10 protein-coding genes are annotated in these 13,415 nt (G+C 66.6%); 2 read left to right on the top strand and 8 right to left on the bottom strand.

The window, feature by feature from the left end; all coding sequences use genetic code 11:
- The first annotated feature begins 9 nt into the window (after window positions 1-9).
- Window positions 10-2,211, top strand: a complete 2,202-nt coding sequence (gspD, locus tag HBF26_RS06610) for a type II secretion system secretin GspD (protein ID WP_167124267.1) — start codon at window positions 10-12, stop codon at window positions 2,209-2,211.
- A gap of 70 nt (window positions 2,212-2,281) precedes the next feature.
- On the top strand, window positions 2,282-4,792 hold the full coding sequence (gene hrpB / locus HBF26_RS06605) for an ATP-dependent helicase HrpB (protein ID WP_167124265.1): 2,511 nt from the start codon (window positions 2,282-2,284) through the stop codon (window positions 4,790-4,792).
- A 27-nt stretch (window positions 4,793-4,819) separates the two neighbouring features.
- Here the strand turns inward: hrpB and dbpA are convergent, their stop codons facing one another.
- From dbpA to HBF26_RS06565, 8 genes are all read right to left on the bottom strand, one after another.
- Window positions 4,820-6,196 (bottom strand): ATP-dependent RNA helicase DbpA, encoded by a 1,377-nt coding sequence (dbpA, locus tag HBF26_RS06600; RefSeq protein WP_167124263.1) that lies wholly within the window; start codon window positions 6,194-6,196, stop codon window positions 4,820-4,822.
- Window positions 6,197-6,235: 39 nt separating this feature from the next.
- Complete coding sequence (locus HBF26_RS06595; RefSeq protein ID WP_167124261.1) at window positions 6,236-7,300, bottom strand: hypothetical protein; 1,065 nt, start codon at window positions 7,298-7,300, stop codon at window positions 6,236-6,238.
- 2 nt (window positions 7,301-7,302) lie between these two features.
- Window positions 7,303-8,430, bottom strand: a complete 1,128-nt coding sequence (locus HBF26_RS06590) for a hypothetical protein (protein ID WP_167124259.1) — start codon at window positions 8,428-8,430, stop codon at window positions 7,303-7,305.
- A complete protein-coding gene (locus tag HBF26_RS06585) occupies window positions 8,418-9,338 on the bottom strand; it encodes a hypothetical protein (RefSeq protein ID WP_167124257.1) in 921 nt (306 codons plus the stop codon). The genes HBF26_RS06590 and HBF26_RS06585 overlap by 13 nt, the downstream gene beginning before the upstream one ends.
- Window positions 9,338-10,474: a hypothetical protein gene (locus HBF26_RS06580; protein WP_167124254.1), complete on the bottom strand. Its 1,137-nt coding sequence runs from the start codon at window positions 10,472-10,474 to the stop codon at window positions 9,338-9,340. The genes HBF26_RS06585 and HBF26_RS06580 overlap by 1 nt, the downstream gene beginning before the upstream one ends.
- Before the next feature lie 36 nt (window positions 10,475-10,510).
- Window positions 10,511-11,353 (bottom strand): hypothetical protein, encoded by an 843-nt coding sequence (locus HBF26_RS06575; protein ID WP_167124252.1) that lies wholly within the window; start codon window positions 11,351-11,353, stop codon window positions 10,511-10,513.
- On the bottom strand, window positions 11,350-12,519 hold the full coding sequence (locus HBF26_RS06570) for a hypothetical protein (protein WP_167124250.1): 1,170 nt from the start codon (window positions 12,517-12,519) through the stop codon (window positions 11,350-11,352). The genes HBF26_RS06575 and HBF26_RS06570 overlap by 4 nt, the downstream gene beginning before the upstream one ends.
- Window positions 12,520-12,694: 175 nt before the next feature.
- Window positions 12,695-13,414 (bottom strand): pseudouridine synthase, encoded by a 720-nt coding sequence (locus tag HBF26_RS06565; RefSeq protein ID WP_167124248.1) that lies wholly within the window; start codon window positions 13,412-13,414, stop codon window positions 12,695-12,697.
- Window position 13,415 lies beyond the last annotated feature (1 nt).

The following is a 13,415-nucleotide window of genomic DNA, read 5'->3' as shown; positions in this document are numbered from 1 at the left end:
GGAAACATCATGAAACGCGGAAACATCGGCATGGCCGTGCTCACGGCCATGCTGACGGTGGCTTGCACCCCGAAGAACCTGCGATCCGACGGCGACCTCGAACGGGAGGCCCTGGTGGGGCTCGACCGGCCCGTGCCTTCGGCACTTCCCATCCCGGGGCAAGACGCTGACATCTCGGCCGCCGAAGCCGCCGCGTCGGCCAACGCGAAGGGCGACATCCGGCGCGGCAGCGGTCGTTTCATCGCGCCGAATGCCGCCAAGAACCCCAGACAGGATGCGGAGGGTGCGGGCTCCGTCACGCTCAACTTCGAAAACCAGCCGATCGAAGCGGTGGTGAAGGCGATTCTCGGCGACCTGCTCGACGTGAACTATTCCATCGCTCCCGGCGTGGAAGGCTCGATTTCCTTTTCCACCGCGAAGCCGGTCCGGCAGGAGGAAGCCCTGCCGATCCTGGAGACCCTGCTCTCGTGGACGGGCAATGCGCTGGTACGCGAGCAGGGCCGTTACAGCGTGCTGCCCGCCGCGCGTGCCGTTCCCGGGCGCATAGCGCCCAGCCTGAAAGCCGCGAAACCGGCGCCCGGCCTGCAGGCGCGCCTCTATCCACTTCGACACGTGGCCGCTCCGGCCATGGCCAAACTGCTGGAGCCTTTCGTCGTCCCCGGTTCGGTACTCCTGGCCGACCCCGCGCGCAATGTGCTCGTCGTGGCGGGTACGCGCGACGAACTGTCGAATTACCAGGAGACCATCGACACCTTCGACGTCGACTGGATTTCGGGCATGTCGGTGGGGGTGTTCAGTCTCGAGCACGCGTCCGTCGACGAACTGCTGCCGGCGCTGGAATCGGTGTTCGGGGAGAAGAGCGGCACGCCGATCGGAGGCCTGTTCCGCTTCATTCCCATCACAAGGACGAACGCGCTCGTGGTCATCGCCACCCGGCCGGATCATATCGACCAGGTGGGCGACTGGGTGGCCCGCATCGATCGCGGTGGCGGCAACGAGCCACGGCTTTTCGTGTACGAGGTACGCAATCTGCTTGCATCGGACGTGGCGAAATACGTCGGCAACGTGTTCGGTGGTGCCGTATCGGGCGACACGGCGCCGCGTGTCGCCCCCGGCCTCGCGCCGGCCACGTTGGACGGCGAACAAGGGTTCGGCACCGGCGCGGCGGACGCGCTCGGTAGCGATGCGCAGGCCGACGCCGGCGAGTCGTCGTCGTTCTTTCAGGGGCCGGCCCCGGCCGCGTCCTCCGGCAAGGGGGGCGACGCACGCTCGGGTATCAGCATCACCGCCGTGGACTCGAACAATCAGCTGATCGTGCGCGCGCGGCCGTCGCAGTGGGCCGAAATCCGGCAGGCGATCGAGCGCCTCGACGCCGTACCCCTGCAGGTCCAGATCGAGACACGCATCCTCGAGGTGTCGCTGCGCGACGAGTTTCGCTTCGGCGTCCAGTGGTACCTGGAGGGCCTTGCCGGCGGCAATGGCGGCGTGGCGCAACCCGGCAACCAGCAACAGTGGGCCCTGGGCGCCGCGCCGGCCATCGGCGGCAAGCCGGACACCTTCTTCTATTCGTTCGTCAATAGCGAATTGCAGGTGGCCATCCGCGCGATGGAGCGCGACACGAACACCAAGATCCTCTCCGCGCCGTCACTCGTCGTCGTCAACAACCGCAAGGCCCGTATCCAGGTGGGCGACCAGATCCCGGTAACGCAGACATACGTCAACACGGGTCTGGGCAACAACAACCAGGTCGGCCAGGTGGAATACAAGGATACGGGCGTCATCCTCGACGTCCGCCCGCGCGTGAATCCGGGTGGCCTGGTCTACCTGGACGTTGCGCAGGAAGTGAGTCGCCCCGATCCGGCGCCAGCCGGACAGAACCGGCCGATCGTCAAACGCAAGCTGACCACGCAAGTGGCCGTGCAAAGTGGGCAGACCGTGCTTCTGGGCGGGTTGATACGCGACCTCCGCACGAAAGAGGAGAATGGCGTGCCGGGACTCTCGCGCATTCCGCTCCTGGGCGCACTGTTCCGGGACCGTTCGAACGCACGCGTGCGCACGGAGTTGCTCGTGCTCATCACGCCGCGCGTCATCACCAACGGTGAGGACGCCAAGCGGGTGTCGGACGACTACCGGCGCGCGTTCCGCTCGCTCAGGCCGTTCGAGGATTCGGCCGGCGCGGCTGCGGAACCGGCATCGGCCGTGGAAGGCTGATAGCGGAGATGCTCCGAACAGATCGTTCGGAGCATCATCGGGCCGCTCGGCTTGCGTACCATAGCGGGGCATGGATCCTGTCTTTCCCATTACCCCGCTGCTTCCGGAGATCGTCGCTTCCCTCGAGGCGCATCCTCGACTCGTGCTCGAGGCGCCCCCGGGCGCAGGCAAGACCACACAGGTGCCGCTGGCCTTGCTGCGTGCATCCTGGCTTGGCGACAAGCGCATCGTCATGCTCGAGCCGCGACGCATCGCCGCGCGCGCCGCGGCCGGGTTCATGGCCCGGCTTCTCGGCGAGGAAGTAGGCGAGACCGTCGGCTACCGCATCCGGTTCGAATCGCGCGTGGGCCCGCGCACGCGGATCGAAGTGGTCACCGAGGGCATCCTCGGCCGCATGATCCAGGACGATCCGGCGCTCGAAGGCGTGGGCGCGGTGCTCTTCGACGAGTTCCACGAGCGTCATCTGGCAGGGGACCTCGGCGCGGCACTCGCGCTGGACGTGCAGGCCAGCCTGCGCCCGGATCTCCGTCTCGTGGTGATGTCGGCCACCCTCGACGGCGAGCGTGTCGCGCAATGGCTCGAGGCGCCCCGGTTGGCCAGCCCCGGCCGCAGCTATCCGGTACGCGTGGAGTACCCGCCCGCTCGCTCGCAGGAGACAGTTGAGCAGCATCTCGTGCGTACCGTGCTCCAGGCGCTGCGGGACATCGACGGTGACGTGCTCGCGTTCCTGCCGGGCCGCCGTGAGATCGAACGCGCGCGGAGCATGCTCGAGCGTGCCGAAGAGCACGTTGAAGTGGTGCCGCTGCATGGCGAACTGTCGCTGGCGGAGCAGCAGTGGGCACTCACGCCCGCCGAACCCGGCACGCGCCGCGTCATCCTCGCGACCAACGTGGCCGAATCCAGCGTCACCTTGCCGGGTATCCGCGCGGTCGTGGACACGGGGCTGGCGCGCGAACCGCGCTTCGACCCGTCGTCGGGCTTCGCGCGCCTGGAAACCGTGAACATCTCCCAGGCCTCCGCGGACCAGCGTGCGGGCCGCGCGGGTCGCGTCGCCGAAGGTATCGCCTATCGCCTCTGGCCACAGAGCCGTCGTCTCGAAGCCTCGCGCAGCGCCGAAATCGAGCACACGGAACTGTCGGGTCTCGCGCTGGAGCTTGCGGGGTGGGGCAGCGACGACCTGCCCTGGCTGGACAAGCCGCCCGCCGGCGCGATGGCGCAGGCGCGCGACCTCCTGCGGAGGCTGGGCGGCATCGACGACGCGCTCGCCATCACGGCACTTGGGCGCGACATGTTGGCCCTCGGCGCCACACCCCGCCTCGGTGCCGCCGCGTTGCGGGCACCGGCAACCCATCGGGCGCTCGTGGCGGACATCCTCGCATTGGTCGAGGCACGGTCGCCGTTGCGCGGCGAACAGGCACGTACCGACGACTTCCGGCAACGGGTGGCCGCACTGCACGTGTGGCGCGATGGAGGCGCTCGCGCGGCCAGGGCCGGATCGGCGGACGTCGGCGCGCTGGCGGCGATAGAGAAAGCCGCATCCGGCTGGCGTCGTCGCCTCGGCGTACGCACGGGTGCGAGCGGCGTGCCGCACAGCCACGCCGTGGGCGATCTGCTTGTCCACGCGTTTCCGGACCGCGTGGCACGCCGTGACGACACGCAGCCCACACGCTACCAGCTCGCGAACGGACGCGGTGCACGCCTGCACGAGGCGAGTGCGCTGCATGGCGAGCCGTGGCTCGTCGTCATCGATCTTCGCCTGGAGGCGCGAGACAGTCTGATAACGACCGCGGCTCCCTTCGATCCCGCCACGCTGGAACGCGACCATGCGGAACGTTTCGTGGTCGAGCGCGTGGTGCGCTGGGACGATCAGCGGCAGATCGCCGAGGGATTCGAGGAGCGCCGCTTCGACTCCCTCGTGATGTCGCGCCGACCGGTGCCTTTGACTGACGAGGACGCGGTGCCGGCGCTCCTCGCCGCGGTCCGCTCACGCGGGCTGCGCGCACTGCCTTGGAGCGAGCACGCCTTGCGTCTGCGCTCGCGAATCGGCGCCCTGCGCGCGTGGCGTCCCGAACTGGGGCTTCCCGATGTGGGTGACGACGCGTTGCTGCGCGATCTGGAGACATGGTTGTCGCCGCATCTGGCGGGCAAGCGAAGGCTCGAAGCCCTGCAGGCCGCCGACCTGTCCCACGCCTTGTCGTCGATGCTCGACTACGAACAGCGGCGCGCCGTGGATGCGCATGCGCCGGAAGAATTGAAAGTGCCCAGCGGTATGACGCGAAGGCTCGACTATGGCACGCGCGACGACGATGCCGGCGCGCCGCCGGTGCTTGCGGTGAAACTGCAGGAGTTGTTCGGCCTGGCGGATACGCCTCGCGTGGGCGACGGGCGGGTGCCGGTGATGCTGCATCTGCTGTCGCCGGCGGGCCGGCCCATCCAGGTGACGCAGGACCTGGCGGGCTTCTGGGACCGGACCTATCCGGAAGTGAAGAAGGAACTGAAAGGGCGCTATCCGAAGCATCCCTGGCCCGACGACCCATGGACGGCCACGGCCACCCATCGCGCCAAACCGCGGGGCACGTGAACCGCCGCGGAGATTCCGCTGCCCGCGTCAGCCCAGAGGACGGACGCGGAAGTTCCTGCCCTTGATCTTGCCCGCGCGCAGCCGTTCGAGCGCCTTGTTCGCCAGATCGCGACGTATCGCCACGTAAGCGCGCGTGGCATAGACGTCGATCTTGCCGATGTCCTTGCCGTCGAGACCGGCATCGCCGGTCAGCGCGCCCAGGATGTCGCCGGGACGCATCTTGTCCTTGCGGCCGCCGTCGATCACCAGGGTTTTCATCGGCGCCAGGTTCAGCACCTTTCGCGCGTCCGCGCCCGGTTTCGTGGGGTAGCGGGCAAGCGGGGCGCCAAGGCGCTCCTCGATCGCGCGCAGCTTGTTGAGTTCGCGCGAGCCTGCCAGGACGATGGCCAACCCGGTGGCCCCAGCGCGACCGGTGCGACCGACGCGGTGCGTGTGGGTGTCGGGATCGTGCGCCACGTCGTAGCTCACCACCATGGGCAGGTGGGCGATGTCGAGTCCGCGCGCGGCGACATCCGTGGCCACGAGGATGGTGCAGCTGCGATTGGCGAAGCGCACCAATACCTCGTCGCGGTCGCGTTGCTCCAGGTCACCGTGCAAGGCGAGCGCGGAGAACCCTCGCCTGTCCAGTTCGGCGGCCACGCTCTCCGTGTCCTTGCGCATGTTGCAGAAGACCAGCACGGCTTCGGGCTTCGCCTGGGCGAGGATGCGCGAAAGGACATCGAGCTTCACCGGCGGCTCTGCCTCCACCACCCGCTGCTCGATGCTGGTTTCGTCATGCACCTCGTCCACGGAGACTTCGACCGGATTGTGCTGCATGCGCGCGCTGACGGCGCGAATGGCCTCGGGGTAGGTGGCCGAGAACAGCAACGTCTGGTGATGCTTGGCAATGCGCTTCACGATGTCGTCCATGGCTTCTTCGAAACCCATGTCGAGCATGCGGTCGGCCTCGTCGAGAACGAAAACCTTGATGCCGCCGCCGTGCAGACTGCCGCGCTTCAGGTGTTCCTGCACGCGTCCGGGCGTGCCCACCACGATATGTGGATCGTGTTCGAGCGAGGCGAGTTGCGGGCCGAGCGGCATGCCGCCACATAGCGTGAGCAGCTTCACGTTCGGAATGTTGACGGCGAGGCGGCGGATGGCCTTCGCGACCTGGTCGGCCAGTTCGCGGGTGGGACACAGGACCAGCGCCTGCAGGCGTATCTGCGACACGTCGATACGCTGGAGCAGTCCGAGGGCGAACGCGGCGGTCTTGCCGCTGCCCGTGCGGGCCTGGGCGATGACGTCACGGCCTTCGAGGATGTGCGGAAGCGCCTCGCGCTGGATCGCGGTCAAGGACGGGTAACCGAGGCCATCGATGGCGGCGAGCAGCGCGGGAAGCAGGGGCAATTGCTTGAAATCGTTCATGCCCAATGATGACACGTCCCGCGCCGGACCACCCCGCCCTCAACATTGCGGCGGCGGCGGTTCGCCGATATCCGGATTCCTGAGGTAGGACTGCTGTGCCTCGGGCGTCTCCGCTACCGGAGGCAAGCGAGGCGGCATCAACCTGAACGACCGCTGCCGCCATGACATTCCCCGGAACGATCGGTCCATGCTGTTCGGAGACAGGGCCTGCCGTATCTGGGCTTTCCTTGCCGCCGTGAGTACGTCGTTCGCGACCAGCGGCCTGCCCGACGAGGCGTCCACCAGCATGCCCGCGCGAAGTCGGGCGCTTCCGGCGGCAACCGCAGCTTCCTCTTCGGCGACGGGAAGGCTGCTGTAGAACTGGCTCACGCGAACATCGAGGCCGTGCACCGCGGCGAGACTGCGCATGCCCAACCTGCACGACGAGCACGCCATGCTGCTGACGAACCCCTGGATGCTGCCGCCCGCCGGAATCGCACCGCTGCCGATGTCCTGTTCGATGGTCCGAAGGATCTTCATTTCCGCATCGAGGGCGCCACGTTCGCCGGGAACGGAGAAGGGCGCGAGCACCGAATCGTCGAGGGGGAGGACGCGTGCTCGAACATCCACGGCGTCGAAGCCGGCGAAATAAGCCTCATCTTCCGCATCCCGGAGCACAACCTCCTCTGCGCCGGTGTCCGCGGCTGTCGCCGGCCTGGCGTCCCATTCGTCGAAGTCGGACAGAGGCGAGGTGGGCGTGCTACCCGGTGTCGGCCCTTCGAACAGCGATCTGGCAACGACACTGAGCGGGTCGCCGCTCATGGCATGGTAGACGCGGACCGTGCCTATGCCATTGCGCATGTACCGATATTCGAATCGGGCCAGCTTCGCGTCGCTCAGGGATGTTTCGAGCAGCTCCCACCGTATGGCCCGATGTTCGCCACGGTACTTTTCGGAGATCAGTTTTTGCATGGCGTCGACGTAACGCTGGCTGGTGGCTTCTAGCAAGGCTGCCGCATTCCCCTCGTCGAGGCCGACGGTGTCGAAGACCACCGCGCCGGCCTTCGTCGGCTGGCACACCGTGGCAAACAGGCAGAACGGGACGGACCTGAAGAATCGATGCATGGTCACTCCGGAGCGAGGCAGGTCATCAGGTCGGCTCGATCGGTGGCCGCCGCGGCATCCTCGGCCTCGATGGCTTCGGCCGCCACCAGTTCATCGGCCACCACGGCTTCCACGAATTCCAGGACGGGCGCCATCTCCAACAGCGGAAGGGCCAGCAGGGCGATGGCGGAAAACAAGGAGGTGTGTTCCGGTGGGCGACGCGGCCGGGGCATCGCCTGGAAGCGAACTTCTTCCACATACCATCGATGCACGGCGCGATCCGTGGCGCCTGCAAAGCAAAGGTCGCGTCGGTCGCCTTCCGCACCCGTACCGGCGGTGCGCATCACAGGAGACCCGTCGAGGTGACAGGGCGGGCCTGTGAAATATCCCCGCGCGTCGCGGTAGGCAGCCGCGATCCGGGCAATGCGATATGCCACGGGCAGTTCCCGCAGGCCCGTGGAGGCGCGGCCGCCCGGCCGCCAGTGCAGCATGCGGTGCTGCACGAGGGCGGACAGATAACGGAGATCGTGCGGTGACATCTCCTCGTCTTGGCGCGCGGCCATGACGCGGGCGAAAACGTCGGCGTGAACACCCAGGGCCGCTCGTCTTTCAGGAACGATGTCCTGCATCTGTCGCCGGAGAATCTGCAGGGCCACCGCGTAGTAGGCCGCCTTGGTGGAATGGGCGTACCCGGTGACATCGAGCATGTGCCAGAAAATGTCGGCATCCACGTCGGCCTTCCTCGCGCCGGCGGCGACGAAAGGATCTCTGAAAGACCGGGCGGCGGCGGCCTCGGTCCCCACCTGGGGAGGGGCCTTGGTCACGCCCAGATCCCAGTACAAGACCTCCAGCGCCTCGCGTTCCGATGCCACGCGGTTGCCGAGCGCGTCGAGCGTCGCTCGCCAGTGAAGTTCGTTGAGCAAGTCCGGTGACGCTTTCGTATCGCTATACGGCGAAGCAGGATCTACCAGGATGTCGCGCATGAGCGAAGCGGTGCCATAGCCCTCGGGCCATTGCGGACCCATCCGCGCGATGCGTTCGCGCTGCATGAGCGAAACCACGTCGATACCGGTGATGCGCGTGGCGTGGGAGCAAGCCGGGATCGCCAGCACGAGGGCGGCCACGCAGGCGCCCTTGCTCACGGTACGCATGCGGACTTGCCAGCGTTCAGCCGTCCGGACTGGAAGCCTTCCGCTTCCTCGAGCAGGCTGAGTGCCTCACTCTCGCCTCTGGTAGTGGCAGACCGCACCTTTCCGGTGACTAGCGTTCCGTTGATCAGGGTTCTGCGGCCGCTGAAGAATTCTGAGTAAGCCTTCTGGCTCGAACTCCAACGGGCCGCCGGAACGTCCTTCGTGCTCGTCAGGTGATGCACCACGGTGTTCCGCAGTTTGTACGTATCGGAGAATTGGGTGATGGCCTGGGTGCAGGAGGCGCACGGGGGTTGGCTGACGAAGATCTCCAACTCCCCGCCGGGCGGAATGATCGCCCTGTTCAGGTCTGCCTCCAGTTCGCGCAAAGCCTTGAATTCCGCGTCGCGGCCATGGCGGCCCAAAGGGCGAAGCCGGCTGCCGGCCTGCGAGCGCGCGGAGACGCGAACCTCGTTGGCGTCGAGGCGCGGATAGAAGCGCTGTTCCGCCAGATCTTCCTCGATGTCCACGGCCCAGCTTCCTTCCGAACCGCTTGTGGAATCGCTTCCGGTCGAGGCGCCGGAGTCGGCGATCCAGCGCAGCGTACCCGCGATCGATCGGCCGCTGCGGGAGTGATAGACGCGCGGTGTGCGGGCGCCGTTGTATCTGTACTCCACTCGCGCGACCGTCGACCTCAACGAATGGTCGCGCAACTTCCTCATCAGGCTTTCGTCGTTGACGAACGCGGTGTGCTTCGGCTGCTGCAAGGCATTCTGGAACGCCTGGAGGTGGAAGCGGGATTCCTCCTCGAGGATGCCCTTGGTGTTGGCATCACCCGGAAGGAACTCGATTCCGCTGGCCGCGGCACAGGTGCTTGCCAGCAGAAGGAAGGCGGCCAATGCCGCGCGCATGGTATGGAGGTGGCGGTTCATCAACGGATCCTGCAGGTAATGTTTTCGGCGCGCGCAGCGGGCAGCGCGGCTTCCTCTTCGACAATGGCTTCATCGGCCAGGAGCTCCGACGCGATCGCCTCTTCGGCAAGCTCCAGGAGTGCAATGCCATCGAGCAGGAAAAATGCGGGAGAAAGCAGCTGCACCAGCTTCTCGAACACGGTTGCCTCCTTTGCCTGCGGGTGTCTCACCGCCTGCCACAGGACTTCCCTGTGGTACCAGGAGCGGACGGACCGGTCGGTTGCCGCTGCGAAGCAGAAGGGCTCGCCTGCTTGCGGAATGGGCAGGTCGGCCGCCGTGCAGGTGGGCGCATTGGCGTAGCCGGCGGCGTCGGAATAGGCTGCCGCGATGCGGGCAACGCGGTAGATGGTGGGAAGTCCCGACGGCAGACCGCCGGAAGCATAGGACGGCAATCGGGATGACAATGCACCTCGCAGTACTCCGCCCAGATAATGGCGATCCTCGTCCCTGACGTAGTCGGGGTTGCGTTCGTTCATATAGCGCGCAAGCACCTCGGGCCGAATGGCCATCGCGGTGTACGCGGATGCGTCGTTCCTCTTCATCTGATCGCGCAGGATCTGAAGTGCCACCGCCTCTCCGGCTGCCTCGGCGAACTGGCCACCATTGAGCGTGCGTGCCTGCCAGAAGATGTCCGGGTCGACGCCGGCCTTTATGGCCTGCGCGGCCGGATAGGCTCCGCGATAGAGCGCAGCGACGCGCGGTTCCACCGGGTAGTCCGCGCCAGGCCGTGCCTTCGTCACCCCCATTTGTGTCTGCAAGGCGTGCAGGGCCTTCGCCGCCGGGTTCTCCGCCTGAGGGAACAGCTTTTCGCTCATCGGCTTCCACCAGTCCGACTTGACGATGGACGGTTCGGCTTTCAGATCCGAAAAAGGCGAGGCAGGTGTGACCAGGAGATCGCCGAGGAACGCATCGGTGGAGCCGCTGAAGGCCGCGGCCGCACCGGCGTGCTCGACGCGATGGCTCACGATGGCCGCATAGACTTCCGGGTCCTGCGTTTGGGAAGCCAGGGTCGGGAAAGGTATCAGGCATGCCAGCACGGCACACCGGCGAATTGACATCATGTCGAGTGGATCTCCTTGGAGGGCGGGGTGGCGCAAGTCCGGCGGCGTTCGATTGCGCGGGGTGCCTGTCGGCTACTCGCACACGGGCAGGCGTTCGGGTGGAAGGTTTCCCTCGAGCGGGCGCAAGGGTCTGACGCCCGTGCGGTTGTTCCGTACCCTGCGGAACACCGCTTTGCGGCGCTCGTCGAAGGCGGCGTATGCCTCGCTTCCCTCCTCGGTGTAGGCAATTTCCGCGGACATGCCGAAGCGGTCGGCAAACCTGGCGAAGACTTTCCGGCAGGATTCGCAGGGAATCTTCGAGACCCTGACGCGAAGCTGGCCGCCGGCGGCGACTTTGGCCTCTTTCAGTTCGCGCTCCAGTGTGCGGAAGGCCTTGAGCTCGGCATCGGCGGAATGATCGAGTCCGTCCGCCGTCTCGGCGGCGTGGAGTTCGGATTCCGACTCGTCCAGGCCGCTCGCACGCACATCCCATCGTGTGTCCCGGAACTGGTCCGCCACGGGCGATAGCGGCTTCGGCGACAAGCCGTCTTTCGCGGAGAGCAATCGCGCGAAGGCCTCGTCGGGTTCGACGCCCGACATGGCGTGGTAGACACGGGTCTCCGTGCCGCCTTCGATGGTGAAAGTGTATTCCAGACGAGCCACCGTCGCCCGTTTGAAGCCGCTTTCGAAACTCGAAAACACATTGCGTTGTGTGAGATACGGTTCTTTCTGCGATTCCAGTTTCAACCAGCGGTCGACACTGTAGGCGTAGCGGGTGAACGTGTCGGACAGTTCGGCGACGATGGCGCTGTCGGCGTCGTCGACCGGAACATATTCGACTTCCTGTGCGGGGGCGACGGCGGACATCCCCGCCATGGCGAGAAGAAGGAGCGTGTGCCGTGCAAGATGGGCGATGTGGCTGCGATGTCGAGTCATGGGATGCGGCAGGTAAGCAACGATTCGGATTCCGCCGAGGCCTCGCCCTTCACTTCGGCGACAATCTCTTCGTCCACGAGGTCGGCGGCGATCTCGCTTTCGACGAAATACGGCGATGGAACGATGTCCACGCCAAACAGCACCTCGCTGAGCGCGAAGAACATCAGGGCGATCCATGTCTGCTCGCCGCTGGCCTTCCACGCCGGGTGGGCCTGGTTCCACATCTCGTCGGCGTACCAGCGGTACACCGCGTTGTCGCTGGCGTCGACGAAGCAAAGGGGGCGATGGTCGCCCGGCGCCTGAGTGCCGGCGCCGGGCTGATGCGAGCCATCGGGTCCGCATGGGAATGTGCTGGCGAGGGCGTATCCCTGGCCGTCCCGGTACGCAGCGGCAAGGCGGGCCACCCGATAGGGCGTGCTCAGCCCGCGCAGCCCGTACTGGTTTCGCAGGCCGACTCGCCGCGTTCGCGCTTCCTGCTCGACAAGGAGCGACAGGTAGCGGCGGTCGGGATCGGCGAAGTCTTCCGGAATGACCGACGCGACGAGACGGTCGACGATTCCGGCGCGGATGCCCATGCGCGGCCAGGCTTCAGGGGGGTATGCACGCGCGCGGTCGCGAATGATCTGGGCGGCCACCGCGTAGTTTGCCGCGACGGTCGAATGAGCGTCGGTGGTGACCGCAAGCGCTGCGCTGAAGATGTCGGCATCCACGCCCGCCTTCGCGATGCCGGCGACAACCAGGGGATCCCGGTGTTGCGGGTACAGGCGCGAGAGGTCGACCTTGCTCATCGCCTCGTGCGGAATTTCTTGCCCCGGGCGTGCCTTGGTCGTGCCCAGGTCCCACTGCAGGGCGCGCATCGCTTGTCGTTCTGTGTCGCCGTGCTCTTTCAATGCTGGCAGCGAAGCGAGCATCTTCCGCCAGTACACCTCGTTCACGAACGCCGGCCTGTCCACGGGCGGGCCATAGGGCTCGTTCGCCCTTGGCGAAAGCTGCTCCCGCCACGCCGCCAGCGATCCGTGGACCATCGTTCCGGCCGAGGTCTCGGTTCGCGCCGTCAGCAGCATCTTGGCCACGTCGACGCCGTCGGCGGCATCCATGGCATTCGTGCAGAGCGAGGGCGCGAGGCATGCGACGAACACGGCTGCCACCCACACGTTCTGTGCCACGTTCCCTCCTTGGGTCATGGCGCGCCGGGGTGTCGCGCCGAAGCGACATTAGAAGGGATCTCACGCGACGCGGCTGTCGGATGATTCCGTCATCCGGCCAGGGATAGGATCGCGTTGGCGTAAGCGAATTCGCCAGAAGGCCGGATGGATCACCGGCAGGGTGGCGCGGGCGCGCCTACCAGGTCTGGCGCTCGGGCAGCAGGCCCCGCAGCTCCGCTTCGGTGAGGTTGCGCCACTGCCCGGGTTTCAGGTGGCCGAGCTTCACATTGATGATGCGCACGCGCCGCAGCTGCGTGACGCGGTAACCGAACGCCGCCGCCATGAGGCGGATCTGCCGGTTGAGGCCCTGGGTAAGAATGATGGCGAAGCCGTACTTCGCGATGCGCCGCACCTTGCAGGGGCGGGTCATCTGCCCATGCACCCGGACACCCCGCGCCATGCCGGCGAGAAATTCCTCGGTGACCGGCTTGTTGACCGCCACGAGGTATTCCTTCTCGTGGTGGTTCTCCGCCCGGAGGATCTCGTTGACGATGTCGCCGTTGCTCGTCAGCAGGATCAGGCCTTCGGAATCCTTATCGAGGCGGCCAATGGGAAAGATGCGCTGCGGGTGATCCACGAAGTCGACGATGTTGCCGTCCACCGTGGTGTCCGTGGTGCAGGTGATGCCCACCGGCTTGTTCAGCGCGATATAAACGCCGCGGCTCTTGGCGGGACTGGCAATCAGCGTGCGGGCGACCACCACCTCGCCGTCGACCTTGACGACGTCGCCGTCGAGGGCCTTGGCCCCCATGCCGACGACCTCGTCGTTGATGGTCACGCGGCCGGCGACGAGCAGTTCGTCGGCCTCGCGGCGCGAGCAGAGGCCGGCTTCGCTGATGTACTTGTTGACCCGCATG

It is taken from the genome of Luteibacter jiangsuensis (genome assembly GCF_011742555.1).
GTDB lineage: Bacteria > Pseudomonadota > Gammaproteobacteria > Xanthomonadales > Rhodanobacteraceae > Luteibacter > Luteibacter jiangsuensis.
Note: the sequence above shows the minus strand (reverse complement) of the source record. Positions and strands in the feature narration are given on the sequence as shown.

What these genes read in the sequence shown, in the direction of transcription:
- gspD (WP_167124267.1), top strand. Translation starts at nt 10, where the DNA reads ATGAAACGCGGAAACATCGGCATGGCCGTGCTCACGGCCATGCTGACG.
- hrpB (WP_167124265.1), top strand. Translation starts at nt 2,282, where the DNA reads ATGGATCCTGTCTTTCCCATTACCCCGCTGCTTCCGGAGATCGTCGCT.
- dbpA (WP_167124263.1), bottom strand. Translation starts at nt 6,196, where the DNA reads ATGAACGATTTCAAGCAATTGCCCCTGCTTCCCGCGCTGCTCGCCGCC.
- HBF26_RS06595 (WP_167124261.1), bottom strand. Translation starts at nt 7,300, where the DNA reads ATGCATCGATTCTTCAGGTCCGTCCCGTTCTGCCTGTTTGCCACGGTG.
- HBF26_RS06590 (WP_167124259.1), bottom strand. Translation starts at nt 8,430, where the DNA reads ATGCGTACCGTGAGCAAGGGCGCCTGCGTGGCCGCCCTCGTGCTGGCG.
- HBF26_RS06585 (WP_167124257.1), bottom strand. Translation starts at nt 9,338, where the DNA reads ATGAACCGCCACCTCCATACCATGCGCGCGGCATTGGCCGCCTTCCTT.
- HBF26_RS06575 (WP_167124252.1), bottom strand. Translation starts at nt 11,353, where the DNA reads ATGACTCGACATCGCAGCCACATCGCCCATCTTGCACGGCACACGCTC.
- HBF26_RS06565 (WP_167124248.1), bottom strand. Translation starts at nt 13,414, where the DNA reads ATGCGGGTCAACAAGTACATCAGCGAAGCCGGCCTCTGCTCGCGCCGC.